The 15,971-nt window shown below is 73.8% G+C and carries 14 protein-coding genes; 3 read left to right on the plus strand and 11 right to left on the minus strand.

The window, feature by feature from the left end; translation table 11 throughout:
- Positions 1–167: 167 nt before the first annotated feature.
- A complete protein-coding gene (locus tag HEK131_RS19965; RefSeq protein ID WP_244336400.1) occupies positions 168–425 on the minus strand; it encodes a DUF6158 family protein in 258 nt (85 codons plus the stop codon).
- A gap of 130 nt (positions 426–555) precedes the next feature.
- Here HEK131_RS19965 and HEK131_RS19970 point away from each other — a divergent pair, with 130 nt between their 5' ends.
- A complete protein-coding gene (locus tag HEK131_RS19970; RefSeq protein WP_244336401.1) occupies positions 556–2,052 on the plus strand; it encodes a bifunctional phosphatase PAP2/diacylglycerol kinase family protein in 1,497 nt (498 codons plus the stop codon).
- 126 nt (positions 2,053–2,178) lie between these two features.
- Complete coding sequence (locus HEK131_RS19975; protein ID WP_244336402.1) at positions 2,179–3,000, plus strand: methyltransferase domain-containing protein; 822 nt, start codon at positions 2,179–2,181, stop codon at positions 2,998–3,000.
- A 52-nt stretch (positions 3,001–3,052) separates the two neighbouring features.
- On the opposite strand, the gene HEK131_RS19980 is transcribed toward HEK131_RS19975, so the two are convergent.
- Positions 3,053–4,897 carry a transketolase gene (locus tag HEK131_RS19980; protein WP_244336403.1) on the minus strand — a complete coding sequence of 615 codons (1,845 nt, stop codon included), beginning with the start codon at positions 4,895–4,897 and terminating at the stop codon, positions 3,053–3,055.
- A 258-nt stretch (positions 4,898–5,155) separates the two neighbouring features.
- Between HEK131_RS19980 and HEK131_RS19985 the strand changes: the two genes are divergently transcribed.
- Positions 5,156–5,503 (plus strand): VOC family protein, encoded by a 348-nt coding sequence (locus HEK131_RS19985; protein WP_217465223.1) that lies wholly within the window; start codon positions 5,156–5,158, stop codon positions 5,501–5,503.
- Positions 5,504–5,521: 18 nt separating this feature from the next.
- Here the strand turns inward: HEK131_RS19985 and HEK131_RS19990 are convergent, their stop codons facing one another.
- The 9 genes from HEK131_RS19990 to HEK131_RS20030 all read right to left on the minus strand — a co-directional run bounded on the left by HEK131_RS19990 (position 5,522) and on the right by HEK131_RS20030 (position 15,884).
- Complete coding sequence (locus tag HEK131_RS19990; protein WP_217465224.1) at positions 5,522–6,073, minus strand: GNAT family N-acetyltransferase; 552 nt, start codon at positions 6,071–6,073, stop codon at positions 5,522–5,524.
- Positions 6,074–6,082: 9 nt separating this feature from the next.
- Positions 6,083–6,742 carry a hypothetical protein gene (locus HEK131_RS19995; protein ID WP_244336404.1) on the minus strand — a complete coding sequence of 220 codons (660 nt, stop codon included), beginning with the start codon at positions 6,740–6,742 and terminating at the stop codon, positions 6,083–6,085.
- Positions 6,739–7,479, minus strand: coding sequence for a MerR family transcriptional regulator (locus tag HEK131_RS20000; RefSeq protein ID WP_244336405.1), 741 nt, complete (start codon positions 7,477–7,479; stop codon positions 6,739–6,741). Before HEK131_RS20000 ends, HEK131_RS19995 begins: the two co-directional genes overlap by 4 nt.
- Before the next feature lie 38 nt (positions 7,480–7,517).
- Positions 7,518–8,441, minus strand: coding sequence for a S66 peptidase family protein (locus tag HEK131_RS20005; protein ID WP_244336406.1), 924 nt, complete (start codon positions 8,439–8,441; stop codon positions 7,518–7,520).
- Positions 8,438–10,405 carry a prolyl oligopeptidase family serine peptidase gene (locus HEK131_RS20010; RefSeq protein ID WP_244336407.1) on the minus strand — a complete coding sequence of 656 codons (1,968 nt, stop codon included), beginning with the start codon at positions 10,403–10,405 and terminating at the stop codon, positions 8,438–8,440. Before HEK131_RS20010 ends, HEK131_RS20005 begins: the two co-directional genes overlap by 4 nt.
- Before the next feature lie 53 nt (positions 10,406–10,458).
- Positions 10,459–11,763, minus strand: coding sequence for a M20/M25/M40 family metallo-hydrolase (locus HEK131_RS20015; RefSeq protein ID WP_244336408.1), 1,305 nt, complete (start codon positions 11,761–11,763; stop codon positions 10,459–10,461).
- Positions 11,756–12,589, minus strand: coding sequence for a M55 family metallopeptidase (locus HEK131_RS20020; RefSeq protein WP_244336409.1), 834 nt, complete (start codon positions 12,587–12,589; stop codon positions 11,756–11,758). Before HEK131_RS20020 ends, HEK131_RS20015 begins: the two co-directional genes overlap by 8 nt.
- Before the next feature lie 74 nt (positions 12,590–12,663).
- Complete coding sequence (locus HEK131_RS20025) at positions 12,664–13,383, minus strand: class I SAM-dependent methyltransferase (protein WP_244336410.1); 720 nt, start codon at positions 13,381–13,383, stop codon at positions 12,664–12,666.
- A 77-nt stretch (positions 13,384–13,460) separates the two neighbouring features.
- Positions 13,461–15,884: an ATP-binding SpoIIE family protein phosphatase gene (locus tag HEK131_RS20030; protein WP_244336411.1), complete on the minus strand. Its 2,424-nt coding sequence runs from the start codon at positions 15,882–15,884 to the stop codon at positions 13,461–13,463.
- Positions 15,885–15,971 lie beyond the last annotated feature (87 nt).

Consider the following 15,971-nt stretch of genomic DNA (forward strand, 5'->3'; position numbering starts at 1 on the left):
GGCTCCTCGGCGGTACGGCGGTCGGGGCACGCGTTCCGTGCCCTCGCTGCCATCAGAGCCCCCAGGGCGCCGACCCGCGCGCGGCCGGACCCCATTCGCGGGACACGGACCACACCCAACGGGTGACGCCGCCCCCGGCGGCCGCCTGGAAGGGGCCGGCCCGGACCTCACACCTCCGGCTCACCCGGCGTGGAGGTCTCGCCGCAGCCCCGTTCGCGGGCGCCCTCGCGGGTGCGGCCCGCGCTGACCAGGCGGCGCGGGTTGCGGCGCAGGTACTCGCCCTCCAACTGCGCCATGCGTTCGTTGTGGGCGCGCAGGGCGTCGTTGGAGGCGTACAGCAGGGTGTCGTGGCGTGTGCGGTGGATCGTCTCCAGCTCTTTCATGAGCTGCTGGTCGTCCAGTCGGCCGGGGTCGACTCCGGTCATGGTGGTACCCCCGCTCGTCGGGTCCGCGGTCCTGACGTCCACTGTACGAAGATCCCGCTCCCCCGGCCTCCGCGCGCCCTTACCCGGGCGGCCGCACAAGAAAGGGCCGCTTCGGGGTAGGGGGTCGAACATGAGCGCAGATGTCGACCTCACCGCTGTCCCGGCAACGGGACGCAACGTCCTGCGACGGCTGCTCACGGCCGACGCCCGGCTCTTCGAGGTGGCCGCCGAGCGGAAGTGGCCCGGCGCCCAGAAGGTGCTGCCCCGCCTGAGCCGCAGCGCCAACCACGGCGTGCTGTGGTTCGCGGTGGCCGGCGCGATCGCCGCGACCCGCACCCCGAGGGCGCGCCGGGCGGCCGTGCGGGGGCTGGCCTCGCTGAGCCTGGCCTCGCTGACCGTCAACACCCTCGGCAAGCGGTCGGTGCGCCGCACCCGGCCGGTGCTGGACCCGGTGCCGCTGTCCCGCCAGCTCAAGCGGCAGCCGATCACCACCTCCTTCCCGTCCGGCCACTCCGCCTCGGCCGCCGCCTTCGCGGCCGGGGTCGCGCTGGAGTCCCCGGCGTGGGGCGCGGCGGTGGCGCCGGTGGCGTTCTCGGTGGCGACGTCGCGGGTGTACACCGGTGCGCACTTCCCGAGCGACGTGCTGGCCGGTGCGGCGCTCGGGGTCGGGGCCGCGTTCGTGGTGCGGAAGCTGGTGCCGACGCGGGCGGCGGCCCGTCCGGCCGCCCGGCCGCGCGCGGACGCCCCGGCGCTGCCGGAGGGCGAGGGCCTGGTGATGGTCGCCAACCGCTCCTCGGGCACAGCGGACCGGGTGAGCGCCCTGCACGACGCGCTGCCGCGGGCCGAGATCGTGGAGTGCGAGCCGGAGGAGATCCGGGCCGAGCTGGACAAGGCGGCGGCCAGGGCACGGGTGCTCGGGGTGTGCGGCGGCGACGGCACGGTGAACGCGGCGGCGGAGGTCGCCCTGCTCCACGGGCTTCCGCTGGCGGTGCTGCCCGGCGGCACCCTGAACCACTTCGCGTACGACCTCGGGGTGGAGGACGCGGCCGATCTGGCGGCCGCCGTCCGCGCGGGCGAGGCGGTCCAGGTGGACGTCGGCCAGTTCACCGCCGACGGCCGCTCCAGCGTCTTCCTGAACACCCTCAGCGTGGGCGTCTACCCGGAGCTGGTGCGCGAGCGCGAGCACTGGTCGCCCCGGATCGGCGGCTGGGCGGCCGGGGTGCTGGGCGCGGTGAAGGTGCTGCGCGCCGACCGGCATCCGCTGGAGGTGGAGGCGGGCGGCAAGCGGCACCCGCTGTGGATGCTGTTCGTCGGCAACGGCGTCTACCGGCGCAGCGGCCTGGGCGCCGGGCGCAGGACCGAGCTGTCGGGCGGGCCGCTGGACGTGCGGGTGGTGCACGGCAGCGGCTGGCCCGCGCTGCGTCTGCTGGCGGCCGCCGTGGCGGGCCCGCTCACCCGCTCCCAGGGCCACGCGGCGGTGCAGCTCGGCAAGCTGCGGCTGTCCGGCCTCGCGCCGGGCACCCCGCTGGCGTACGACGGTGAGGTCACGTCGGTGTCCGGCACGGTGACGGTGGAGAAGCTGCCCGAGGTCCTGACGGCCTACAGCCCCCACCCGACCGGCGCCTGACGCTCCGTCAGTCCGTATCACGGACCGGCGGTCTCATCATTCGGTTCCTCGGCGTACCGTTCGACCCACTGCGGCCGCGGTGTCCTCCACGGGCGCCGCGGCCGGACCGTCGAAGGGACCCGAGCCATGCCGGAACCGCGCGAGACCGCCGTCTACACCCATGGGCACCACGAGTCGGTGCTGCGGTCGCACACCTGGCGCACCGCCGCCAACTCGGCCGCCTACCTGCTCGGTTCGCTCGAACCCGGCATGAGCGTCCTCGACATCGGCTGCGGCCCCGGCACCATCACCGCCGACCTCGCCGCGCTGGTCCCGGACGGCCGGGTGACCGGGGTCGACCGCGCCCCCGCCGTCCTGGAGCGGGCCCGCGCCACCGCCGCCGCGCGGGGGCTGACCAACGTCGGCTTCGAGGTCGCCGATGTGCACGCCCTCGGACATCCCGACGACACCTTCGACGTCGTCCACGCCCACCAGGTGCTCCAGCACGTCGGTGACCCGGTGGGGGCCCTGCGCGAGATGGTCCGGGTGACCCGGCCCGGCGGGCTGATCGCGGTGCGCGACGCGGACTACGCGGCCATGACCTGGTACCCGGCCGTGCCCGGCCTGGACGACTGGCTGGACCTGTACCGGCGCGTCGCGCGGGCCAACGGCGGTGAACCGGACGCCGGTCGGCGGCTGCGGAGCTGGGCACTGGCCGCCGGACTGAGCGACGTCACGGCCACGTCGGGCACCTGGACCTACGCCACCCCCGAGGAACGCGCCTGGTGGAGCGGCCTGTGGGCGGACCGCACGCTCGCCTCCGCCTACGCCGAGCGCGCGGTGGAGGGCGGCCACGCCACGCCCGGGGACCTGGCGGCGGTGTCCGGGGCGTGGCGTGAGTGGGGGCGGCGGGAGGACGGCTGGTTCGCGGTCCTGCACGGCGAGATCCTGTGCCGCAAGCCCGCCTGAACGCGACGGCGGGCGCCGCACACGCGACGCCCGCCGAAGATGGTCTCCCGACTCAGCTCACCACGGCCTCGCCCACCAGCAGGCGGGCGGTGGCCGCGATGTTCGCGGCGTCGATGCCGGCCGCGTGCAGTTGCTCGTCGGGCGCGGCCGAGCCCGGCATCATCCGGACCGCGAGCCGGACCAGGCGCGGCACGGGGCGGCCGTCCGTGAAGGCTTCGACGACCGCGTCGCCGATGCCGCCCTCCTCGTGGTGGTCCTCGACCGTCACCAGGCAGCCGGTGTCGTCGGCGGCCCGGCGCAGCGTCTCCACGTCGACGGGCTTGACCGAGTACAGGTCGATGACCCGGACCTTGATGCCCTCCTCCGCGAGCTTGTCGGCGGCCGTCAGCGCCTCCTGCACGGTGACCCCGGCCGCGACGACGGTGAGCCGGTCCTCGTCGCTGGAGCGCAGCACCTTGCTGCCGCCGACGGGGAACTCCTCGTCGGCGTCGTAGATCACCGGGCTCTCGCCGCGCGAGGTGCGCAGGTAGCGGATGCCGTCCAGGTCGGCCATGGCGGCGACGAGGCGGGCGGTCTGGTTGGCGTCGCAGGGGTAGAGCACGGTGGAGCCGTACACGGACCGGAACATCGCCAGGTCCTCCAGGCCCATCTGCGAGGGGCCGTCCTGCCCGATGGCCACGCCCGCGTGCGAGCCGACCAGGTTGATCCCGGCGTCGCTGACGGAGGCCATGCGCACGAAATCGTAGGCGCGGCTGAAGAAGGCCGCGAAGGTGGACGCGTACGGCAGCCAGCCGCGCGCCGCCATGCCGACCGCCGAGGCGACCATCTGCTGTTCGGCGATGAAGGACTCGAAGAAGCGCTCGGGGTGTTCCTCGGCGAACACCCCGGTGCGGGTGGAGTCCCCGACCTCGCCGTCCAGGGCGACGACGTCACCGCGGGCGGTGCCGAGGGCGGCCAGCGCCTTGCCGAAGGCGTCGCGGGTGGCGACCTCCTCGCCCTTGTCGAAGCGCGGCAGACGCAGCGGCTCGTGGGCGAGCTTCTCCGGCGTGGCCGCGGGCGGCTCGCTGACGTGGACGCGGATGTCGCGGGGGCCGCCCAGCTCCTCGACGGCCGCCTCGGCGTCGGGCAGCGGCTTGCCGTGCTTGCCCTCCTTGTCCTCCACGGCGGCGACGCCCTTGCCCTTGAGGGTGCGGGCGATGATCGCGGTGGGGCGGTCCTTGGTGGACTCGGCCTCGCCGTAGGCGCGGTCGATCGCCGCGACGTCGTGGCCGTCGATCTCGACGGTGTGCCAGCCGAACGCCTGGAAGCGGCGGGCGTAGGCGTCCAGGTCGTGCCCGTGCCGGGTCTGGCCGCGCTGGCCGAGCCGGTTGACGTCCACGATCACGGTGAGGTTGTCCAGCTTGTCGTAGGCGGCGGCCTCGGCGGCCTCCCAGACCGAGCCCTCGGCCATCTCGCTGTCGCCGCACACCACCCAGACGCGGTAGTCGGAGTGGTCCAGCCGCTTCCCGGCCAGCGCGATGCCGACACCGACCGGCAGACCCTGGCCGAGCGAACCGGTCGCGGTCTCCACCCAGGGCAGCCTGCGCGGGGTGGGGTGGCCCTCCAGGCGGCTGCCGAGCTTGCGGAAGGTGAGCAGTTCGGCGTCGTCGATGGCGCCGGCCGCCTTGAAGACGGAGTACATCAGCGGGGAAGCGTGTCCCTTGGAAAGGATGAAGCGGTCGTTGGCGGGGTGGTCGGGGCGTTCGAAGTCGTAGCGCAGATGGTTGGCGAGCAGCACGGCCAGCAGGTCGGCGGCGGACATCGAGGAGGTCGGGTGTCCGGATTGCGCGGCGTCCGCCGCCCGCACGCTGTCCACCCGCAACTGCTGCCCGAGTTCGGTGAGTTCGTCGTTGTTCATGGGTCTCCTTTCCGCGTGTCCGAGGCGACTCGGACGATCCTCGGCGCACCGGGCGGGCCGCCCGGCCCCCGACGGGCCCCGACCCGTCACGCAGAGTGACCGATCGCGGGCGCCCCGGTGGTGCGGTTCGTCCGAGGTCTTCCGCGTAACCGGGGTCACGGCACCCAAACCCCTCGCACGTCACCCGGCCGCGCGCACGGCCTACGAAGCGCGGCGACGGCCTGTGCGCTCCGGCTCGCCCCAACTAGGCTCGTTCGCATGGAGATTCTTGGCGCCACACTGCGCATCTGCGTCGACGACCTCGAGACCGCGATCCCGTTCTACGAGCGGCTGGCGGGCGGCACGGCGGCGCGCTTCGAGCGCGGTGGGGTACGGGTCGCCGCGATCGGCTCGTTCCTGCTGATGAGCGGGCCGGAGGCGGAGCTGGAGGTGCTGCGTAAGGTGACCGCGACGATCGCCGTGAAGGACGTCGAGGAGGCGCACCGACTGCTGTCGGGCATGGGCGCGCAGATCATCGCGGGCCCGGTGCCGACCCCGGTGGGCCGCAACCTGCTGGTGATGCACCCGGACGGGACGATCTTCGAGTACGCCGACCAGTCGGCCTGAACCGGGGACGGGGCCGGGTCAGTCCAGGTCCCGCATCTCCGTGGTGAGGGCCCAGCGCTCATGGTCGCGCCACTCGCCGTCGACCTGGAGCATGGCGGGCGAGAACCCCTCCAGCCGGAACCCGGCGCCGCGCGCGAGCGCGATGGACGCGGTGTTGCCGGGCTGCACGTTGATCTCCAGCCGGTGCAACCCGAGCGGCCCGAAGGCGTACCCGATCACCAGCTCGAGCCCCTCCCGCATCAGCCCCCGCCCGGCCGCGTGCGCGAACGCCCCGTACCCGAGCGCCCCGCACTGGAAGCCGCCCCGGACGATGTTGTTGATGTTGACGAACCCGGCGATGTCCCCGGTGTCCTTCTCGCACACCAGGAACCCGGCCCGCCCCGCGTCATCGATCAGCGGCCGCGCATAGGCGGCGTACGCCTCGTCGCTGTCGGGCATCACCAGCCACGGCCGGTGCAGATCCTTGCTCTCCCTGACCCGCGCGGTGAACTCCCCCCCGTCCTCCAGCCGGAACCGACGGACGGCCACACGGGGGCCCTGGGCGAGGTAGTGGGGTGCGGTGTGCGGCATCGGGCCAGCCTATGCCCCGGCACCGGGGGCCTCCACCGGCGTGGCGGGACCACCGGCCCGGAGCGCCTCGACCGCGGCGCGCGGGTCGTCGGCGTGGAACCGGAGCACGCGGGCGGCCTCCTTCCTGCCCAACGGCCTTTTGAACGCGACCGGTTCGGCCAGCTCCACGCACACCGTGGTCTGGCCGCCCACCGAGAGGTCGAGCACTCCTTCCGGGTCGACCGCGACGAGTCCCCGGCCGAGGTGGCGCCGTTCGACCCGCGCGGAGACGATGGCGGCGGCCGGTACCGCGAGGTCGAACAGCGCGCCGTACCGCAGGCGCAACGAGCCGTCGGAGGCGACGAGGTGCGGCCGGACCACGCAGGCCGCGTGCAGGGCGAGCACCAGCACCATCCCGTACCCGTCCACGACGAGCAGGACGGCGTGCACGAGCGGCCACGGGATCACCAGGGCGAGCATGACGGTCTCGACGAGGGAGACGAACAGCAGGCCGTACATCATGGCGGTCTGCGGCCCGGTGTAGGCGACGGCCAGGGCGCCTTCGGGGACCTGGCGGCGGCGCAGCGCCCACAGGCCCAGCGAGTACAGCGCGCGGACCTCGTGCGCGACGAGCCGACGCGCGACGATCGCAACACGGGTGCGTGTCCTCCGGGTGCTTCGGGTGGTCATGACCGGCTCCTGTCCATCCGGGTGACCAGCGTGTTCATCACCCGGCGCACCACCTCGGCCTGCGCGGGCGGATAGTCGGCGAGCAGCGCCGCCCCGAAGTCGGGGGTCGCCCGGCCGGAGACGGGGATCGCGGCCAGTACCTCGTCGGGGACGGCGGCGGACATCTCCTCGGCCAGCACCGCGATCCGGGGGTCGTCCGCGGGGGCGTCCGCCAGCTCGTCCAGCCGCTGGTACAACTCGAGCACCGCCGGGTCCTCGGACAGGGGGTGCAGGGCCGCGTACACCGCGTCCCCGCCGGCCACCGTGTCCAGCAGCACCAGGTGTTCCCTGTCCTTGGCGGCGGCGGGCGACGTGGTGTCGGGGGCGGCCCGGAGCAGCGCGGCGAGGCCGGGCGACAGCGGGGCGTCCGGCGTGAGGGGTCCCGCGAGCAGGTCCGCCAGCACCTCGCGGCGCCGCCGGATCTCCCGCTCCTGCCGGGCGAGGTCGGCGTCGAGTTCCCGCAGGACTTCGGCCAGTTCGCGTCCGGCGTCGTCGGCGAGGACGTCCCGCACCTCGTCCAGGGAGAGGCCCAGCTCGGTCAGCCGCCGGATACGGGCGAGCAGCACGGCGTGCCGCAGGGTGTAGGAGCGGTAGCCGTTGGCCCGCCGCGTGGGTTCGGGCAGCAGGCCGACGTGATGGTAGTGGCGTACGGCTCGTGTGGTGACTCCGACGAGCGCGGCAAGCTCTCCGATGCGCATGCCGTCAGTAGAAACGTTGACGCCACGGCAAGGTCAACTCAGCGCAGCGCGGGCTCCTCCAGGAGCAGCGTGCCCGCGTCCGCGTCGAGTTCCGCAGCCATGCCGAAGGGGATCGTCAGGGCGTCCGGGTTGTGGCCGAAACCGGCGTTCTCGAGGACCGGGACGCCCAGGGGGGCCAGGCGGTCGGTGAGCATGGGGCGGAGGGTGTCGTACGGGTCGCAGTCGTGCCAGGAGCCGAGCAGGATGCCGTGGGCGCGCTCCAGCCAGCCGGAGCGGAGGAGCTGGGTGAGGTAGCGGTCGAGGCGGTAGGTCTCCTCGCCCACGTCCTCCAGGCAGAGCAGGCCGCCTCGGGCGGAGGGGCGGGCGTGCGGGGTGCCGAGTTCCGCCGCGAGGAGGGAGAGGCAGCCGCCGAGGGTGACGCCTCGGGCGCGGCCGGGGACGAGGGGTTTGCCGTCGGTGGTGATCTGCTGGACCTTCTCCGGGGTGAAGAGGGTCGCGTGGAGGTGGTCGCGGGCGCGTTCGCTGCCGATGAAGTCGGTCCCCGCGGCCATCGGGCCGTGCAGGGTGACGAGGCCCAGCCGGGTGGCGAACGCCTCGTGCAGCGCGGTGATGTCGCTGAAGCCGACGAACACCTTCGGTCCGGCCCGGCGCATGGCCTCCCAGTCGAGCAGGTCGGCCATCCGTTGGGCGCCGTAGCCGCCGCGCGCGCAGAGCACCGCGTCGACTCCGGGGTCGCACCAGGCCCGCTGGAGGTCCTCGGCTCGGGCGGCGTCGGTGCCCGCGAGGTAGCCGAACTGGCCGTGCCGGTCCAGCACATGGGGTGCGGCGACCGGGTCGAGGCCCCAGCCGCGCAGGATGTCGAGGCCCGCGTGCAGCCGTGCCTCGGGCACCGGCCCGCTGGGCGCGACCACGGCCACGCGGGCGCCGGGGGCGAGCCGGGCGGGGCGCAGGAGTTGCTTCACGTGCCGAGCTCCAGTTCCGGGACACCGGGCAGGTCGAGGCCGAACACCTGGGCGTACAGGGACAGTTCGGCTTCCAGTGCGCGGACCATGGTGTCGGCGCGGCGGAAGCCGTGGCCCTCGCCGGCGAAGGTGAGGTAGGCATGCGGTACACCCCGGCCGGCGACGCGGTCGAGGAAGTGCTCGCACTGCTCGGGCGGGCAGATGACGTCGTCCAGCCCCTGGAGGAGCAGGAAGGGGGCTTTCAGCCGGTCGGCATTGGTGGTGGGCGACCGCTCGGCGTAGCGCTCGGGGACCTCGGCGACCGGGCCGACCAGGGACTCCAGGTAGCGGGACTCGAAGTCGTGGGTGCGGCCGGGGCCCCAGGTGGCGAGGTCGAGGATCGGGTAGCTGATCGTGCCGCAGGCGTAGACATCGGTGCTGGTCAGGGAGGCCGCGGTGGTCCAGCCGCCCGCGCTGCCGCCCCGGATCGCCAGCCGGTCCCGGTCGGCCGTGCCCTCCTCGGCCAGGGCCAGGGCAACCGCCGCGCAGTCCTCCACGTCGACCACGCCCCACTGGTGCCGCAGCCGCTCGCGGTACTCGCGCCCGTACCCGGTGGAGCCGCCATAGTCGACCTCGGCGACGCCGATGCCGCGCGAGGTGAAGGCGGCGATCTCGAGGTCCAGCACGAGCGGGACCCGGCTGGTCGGGCCGCCGTGCGCCCAGATCACGTAGGGCGGCAACTCGCCCTCGGGACCGGCGATTTCAGGGTGTCGCGGCGGATAGACGTGCGCGTGCACCTCGCGGCTGCCGGGCCCGGTGAAGGTGCGGACCTCGGGCTCGGGGTAGTACGCGGGGTCGACGGGGTCCCGGTGCCTCGCACCGATCACGCGGGCGCGGCCGGTGCCGGTGTCCAGCTCGATGACCTCGTACCCGGTGCGCGGACTCGCCCCGATGGCCGCGACCCGGCTGCCGTGGGCGGCGAGGGAGGACGCGAACTCGGTCCAGGGGCCCGCCGCGTCGGCGATCTCACCGGTCTCGGGGTCGAGTATCCCGAGCACGGCGGCGCCACGGCCGTGCAGGACCGCGAGCAGCCCGTCCGCCAGGGGGACGAACCAGCGCTGGCCGAGCTTCCACAGCGGGCCGCCGAACTCCTCCTGGCGCGGGCACAGCGGTACGCCGTCGCGGTAGAGGTTCCACCAGCCGCCCCGGTCGCTCGCGTACAGCAGCCGCCCGTCCGGCGCCCATTCCACCTGGGCGATGGCCTCGTCGTCCCCTCCGGCGACCGTGCGCACGTCCCGGAAGCGGCCGTCGTCGCCGATGTCCGCGACGAGGAGTTCGGTGCCGTCCCAGGGCATGCGCGGGTGGTCCCAGGCCAGCCACGCGGCCTGGCGACCGTCCGGGGACACGCGCGCGCCGGTGACGAACCGGTGGCGCTCGCCGGTGAGTTCGCGTACGGCCGACCGGTCGTCGGCGGCCGAGCCGTCCAGCGGTACGGCGGCGAGCACGCGCCGTACGTCACCGCTGCCCTCGCCGGTGAACTCCTCCAGCACACACCGGACTTCGCCGCGTTCGAGATCCAACTCCGGCTCGGCCCAGCGCAGTCCGCCGCCCGTCGGGGAGAGCGGGGTCAGCGGGACCGGGTCGCCCCCGCCGGGCTCGTAGCGGTAGAGCCGCTGGTCGGCGAAGTGGGTGAAGACGACCAGCGGACGGTCCGCACCGGAGGCGGCGGCCCAGGGGTGGCCGCCGTACTCGTGGACCCGGTTGCGCACGTTCCACGGCTGCGGCAACACCGGCTCCTCGGCGCCGTCGGCCGTGCGGCGCACCAGGGCCCGGCGGCCGCCCTCGGCGGGCCGGGGCTCGGTCCACCAGACCTCGTCCCCGACGAACCCCACCCACTCGGGGTGTCCGTCGTGCGCGGCGGCGAGGGCCGCGTCGACGGGCGACGGCCAGGAACCGTACGGCTGGACCCGCATCTCTTCCCCCATCTCTTCCCCCATCTCTTCCCCCATCTCGTCCCCCATCTCGTCCCCCATCTCGGTCAGGCCGTCCGCAGGAAGCGGTCGAGGACGCGGACGCCGAACCGCAGCGCCTCCACGGGCACGCGTTCGTCCACGCCGTGGAACAGCGCCTGGTAGTCGAGTCCTTCGGGCAGGCGCAGCGGGGCGAAACCGTAGCCGGTGATGCCGAGCCGGGAGAACTGCTTGGCGTCGGTGCCGCCGGACATGCAGTACGGGACGACGTGCGCGCCGGGCGCGAACTCCTCGACGGCCGAGCGCATGCGGGCGAACAGCGGTGCGTCCACCGGGGCTTGGAGGGCCACCTCGCGGTGCACGTACTCCCAGTCCACATCGGGTCCGGTGAGCCGGTCCAGCGTCGACTCGAACTCCTCCTCCCCGCCCGGCAGGAAGCGTCCGTCGATGTGGGCGTGCGCGTCACCGGGGATGACGTTGACCTTGTAACCGGCGTCCAGCATCGTCGGGTTGGCGCTGTTGCGGACGGTCGCCTCGACCAGCTTGGCCGCCGGGCCGAGCTTGTCCAGCAGCAGAGCCACGTCGTCGAAGTCGGGCTCGAGGCCGTACAGCGCGGCGAGTTCGGTGAGCGCGGCCCGTACCGTCGGTGTGATGCGCAGCGGCCACTCGTGCTCGCCGATACGCGTGACGGCGGCGGCGAGCCGGGTCACCGCGTTCTCCCGGTTCACCTTGGAGCCGTGCCCGGCGCGGCCGCCGGCGGTGAGCCGCAGCCAGCCGGTGCCCCGCTCCCCCGCCGCCACGGGGTAGATCTCGCGCCCGGTGCCGTCGTGGAAGGTGAAGGCGCCGGACTCCCCGACGGCCTCCGTACAGCCCTCGAACAGCTCGGGATGCCGGTCGGCGAGGAACCCGGAGCCGTCCTCCGCGCTGGCCTCCTCGTCGGCGGTGAACGCGATGACCAGGTCCCGGCGCGGCCGTACGCCCTGCCGGGCCCAGCCGCGCAGCACGGCCAGGATCATCGCGTCCATGTTCTTCATGTCGACGGCACCGCGCCCCCAGACCACGCCGTCGCGGACCTCGCCGGAGAAGGGGTGCACGCTCCAGTCGGCGGCCTCGGCGGGCACCACGTCCAGATGCCCGTGGACCAGCAGCGCGTCGGCGGACGGGTCGGTGCCCGCGACCCGGGCGACCACGTTGGCCCGCCCGGGGGTCCGCTCCAGCAGCAGCGGGTCCAGGCCCGCGCCGGCCAGGCGTTCGGCGGCGTACTCGGCGGCGGGCCGCTCCCGGCAGTCGCCGCCGCCCCGGTTGCTGGTGTCGATCCGGATCAGCTCGGAGGTGAACTCGACCACCTCGTCCAGCGCGCGCTGGTCAGCCATACTGTTCCTCCACGGCTGCTGAGGCGATCGTGGTGACCGCCTTGAACGTGCGAATTGCCTCGTACATCGTGTCGGTGGTGTACGCCACCTTCCGCTCCCCGACCCGCGCGACCCCCGGCACGACCGTGACGGCCATCGCCAGATGCTCGGCGTCGAACTCCACGGCGACGGTGAACGGGCCCTGCTGCGAGGGCTGTTGCCGTACGGCCAGCCCGGCCGCCTCCTTGGCCGCGGCCCGGATGTCGGCGGCGGTGCGCGCCGGGGTGCGGCACACGGCCGCGTACCGCGAGACATGGTCCTTGACCGCGACCTTCAGCGCCCCGGGCGCGTAGCCGAGCGCGTCCTCGCAGGCCAGGTCGTCCCCGGTGACCAGCACCACGGGCACCCCGTACTCCGCGACGACGTGCGCGTTCAGCAGACCCTCGCTGGCGCGTACGTCGTTCAGCCAGACCCCGGTGATCTGGTTGGCGAGGTAGGTGTGGGCGAGGACGCCCTCCATGCCGGCGCCCGCGTGGTAGCCGACGAACGCGATGCCGTCGACGTCGCCCTGCTGGACGCCCTCCACCATGGACAGCGCCTTGTGCCGCCCGGTGAGCATCTCGACCCGCTCGTCCAGGTCCTCCAGCAGCAGGTTCCGCATGGTCCAGTGGGCCTCGTTGACCAGCACCTGATCGGCCCCGCCGTCGAAGAAGCCCAGCGCGGCGGCGTTCACGTCGGAGGTGAACATCCCCCGGCACCGCTCCCACTCGGGGGTCCCCGGCAGCACATCGGCGGGCCAGGTGACCCCGGTGGCGCCTTCCATGTCGGCACTGATGAGGATCTTCATGCCGCGCAGGTTACGCGTCCGGCCGGGCGGCGGCTACGACCCGGCCGGACGTCACCGTCCGGCCCGCCCCGTTCTCACTCGCGTGCGAGGACGAACCACCGGGCGGGCAGGTCTATGCGGGTGCCGTCCGGGAAGTGCTCGGTCTGCGGGAGGACCGTCTCACCGGTGGCCAGGATCTTCAGGCCCGCCTCGGTCAGGAGGCGGGGGATCTCGTCGTCCGCGGCGGCGGCGGGCTTGAGGTCGTGGTGGAAGACGCGGCGCAGCTTCGGCGGCGGCCCGGCGGGGCCCGCGGCCGCGCGCTGGAGGACGTCACGGGACGCGGAGGTCAGTTCGACGACGAAGGCACGGCCCGACTCACCGAGGAGTTCGGCCACCGCGGTGGCGACCGCGGGGCGGGCCGCCGGTTCGCTCTGGTGGATGACGGCGCGCATGTAGACGTTGCTGTCCCCGAGGCGGCCGTGCAGGTCGCGTACGGCGTCGGTGTCGGTCAGGTCGAGCTGCTCGAACTCGGCCGAGGGGCCGGCCGTGGCACGGCGGGCGTGGTCGATCGCGGCGTCCGAGAGGTCGACGCCGACCGCGCGGGCGAACCGGGTGGCGAGGTAGCGGGTCTGGGTGCCGTTGCCGCAGCCGAGGTCCACGATGACGCGGCCGGCGTCGGCGTGGGGCAGGAGGAGTTCGCTGTGGGGCTCGGCGGTCAGCGAGGGGTCGGAGTCCCAGATCGCGTCCCCCCGCTCCTCGGAGGTCTCCCGCCAGTAACTCTCCCAGTTGGAGCGGTAGTCGTCGGAAACGTTCACTGCGATCTCCCCAAGGTCGGTGCCTTGATCGGGATATCGCGCCGGCCGCCCCCCGGGCAAGGGGTCCAGGGGCACCTTTACGGGATCAGCGCCTGCTCGAACCACACCGTCTTGTGGTGCCCGCTCGCCGTCGCGCCCCACTCCTTCGCGAGCCGACTGACCACGCGCAGCCCCCGGCCCGCCTCGTCGTCCGGCCCGGCGGTGCGCATGTCGGGCAGCTCCGGTTCCTCGTCGGTGACCTCGAACAGCAGGGCGTCGGTGCGGACCACCCGGAGCCCGACCGGGCCGCCCCCGCCGTGCCGTACGGCGTTGGTGACGACCTCGCTGACCAGCAGCAGCGCGGTGTCCACCGCCTGTGGCAGGCCCCACTTCAGCAGTTGCCCCTGGACCAGGTGCCGGGCGCGGGAGACCTCGCGCGGGTCGGCGTCCAGCCGCCACTGGGCCACGTGGTCGTCGGGGATGCCGTTGAGCCGGGCCATCAGCAGGGCCACGTCGTCCTTGCGGCCGCCACGGGTGTTCAGCGCGCGGATGATCGTGTCGCAGGCCGCGTCCATCGAGGCGGCCGGATGCGCGGCGGACTCGCAGAGCGCGGCCAGCCCGTCCCCGATGTCCGAGCCGCGCACCTCGACCAGGCCGTCCGTGCACAGCACCAGCCGGTCACCGGGCGCGACCCGCACCGTGGTGACCTCGAAGGGCACCCCGCCGACGCCGATGGGTGCGCCGGTGGGCAGATCGAGCAGTTCGCTGCCGCCGTCCGCCGCGCGCACCAGCACGGGCGGGATGTGGCCCGCGTTGGCGATCTGCAACTCGCCGCGGATCGGGTCGTAGACGGCGTAGAGACAGGTGGCGAGGTAGTTCTCGCCCAGCCGGCGGGCCAGGTCATCGAGGTTGCGCAGCAGTTGGGCGGGTGGGGTCTCCAGCGTGGCCATCGTCTGGACGGCGGTGCGCAACTGGCCCATCATCGCGGCCGAGTTGAGCCCGTGGCCCATGACGTCGCCCACGACCAGCGCCGTGCGCGAGCCGGGCAGTTTGACGGTGTCGAACCAGTCGCCGCCGATCCGGCCGAGCCGGATGCCGGGCAGGTACCGGGTCGCCACGTCGCACCCGGCCATGCGCGGGGTGACCTGCGGCAGCATGCTGTCCTGGAGGGTCTCGGCGACGTTCTCCTGGTAGGTGTACATGCGGGCGTTGTCGAGCACGAGCCCGGCGCGGGCGGCGAGTTCGGCGCCCGTGGTGCGGTCCATGCCGTCGAACGGCAGCCGGTCCGCGCGGCGCAGCAGCACCATGAAGCCGAGGACCACGTTGCGCGCCTTCAGCGGGACGATCAGCAGGGAGCGGCCGTTGATGAGCGGCCTGAGGTCCCGCTTCTCGAACTCGCCGGAGATCCTGTTGCCCAGTTCCTCGCTGATGCTGGGGATGAGCACCGGTTCACCGGTGACCATGCACTGGTAGAACGGCGTGTGCTCGGGGAAGGCGAACGCCTCGCCGACCGGGACGGTGTCGTCCCAGCGGCCGGGTTCGTCGTCGTGCTCGACCCAGACCCGGTGCATCACGGTGCTGGCGTCGGGCGGCCCGTCGGGGAAGCCCTCGCCCGCGAGGACGGCGGAGCGCAGGTGGGTGCCCGCGAAGTCCGCGAACCGGGGCACGGCGGCGCTGGTGACCTCGCGGATCGTCTCGCCGAGGTCGAGCGAGGTGCCGATGCCGGAGCTGACCTCGTTGAGGAACTCCAGCCGCTCACGCACGGCCGCGTACTCCAGGTCGGCGAGGGCCTCGGCCGGGATCAGGGGCTCGGAGCGGGGGCGGGGGACAACGCTGTCAGAGCGGCCGGGGCGCCGGGGCACACCCCAGTAAGGGGTGACGGGCACCCGCTCGTACTGGCTGAACTCCAGCACCGGATAGCCGAGTTCGAGCACCTGGGAGACGATGCGGGCGCCGAGTCCGGGCCCCATGTTGGGCAGGATCTCGGGCAGCCTGCGCTCCAGGTCGGCGGCGGTGGGCAGTTCGGTGTGGCGGGCGAAGCCGGGCGCGATGCGCTCGGTGCCCTCGTCGAGGTGGCCGCGGGCCTCGCGCAGCCGGGTGGCGTCGGCGGCGAGCACCAGCAGCCGGGAGGGCCCTGGTCCGACAAGCGGGTAGGCCCACCACAGCACGTCGATCCGCTCGTCGTCCCTGCGCTCGGGCGGGGTGAGCCGGGCGCGGCCCGCGGTCGGATAGCCGGTGTGCGTGCCGAGGGAGGTCTCCAGGTCGGGGCCGGGCCCGTCGTACCCGTCGTACCCGTCGGGCGGGAGTTCGTCGGGGAGGGCGCCCGAGACGGGCAGCAGGTCCGCGACGGGCTGCCCGACGGCCTCCTCCCGGCCGGTGCCGAACATCCGCCCGGCGCCGCTGCTCCAGTGGGACACCAGGCCCGCGCGGTCGACGATCACCACGGCCAGCGGAATCCGGCCGGCCGCGGTGTCACCCCTGCCGCGGCCGGGAGACGCGTCCCGCTCGCTGCCACGGTCCATGGCCCAGGCCCTCTCTCCCCACGGCTGTACGCGAACGATCTGTGCCGCCCGCCACTACGGTACGGGGGAGTCACATCGCCATGTGTG

The organism is Streptomyces seoulensis, assembly GCF_022846655.1.
Classification (GTDB): domain Bacteria; phylum Actinomycetota; class Actinomycetes; order Streptomycetales; family Streptomycetaceae; genus Streptomyces.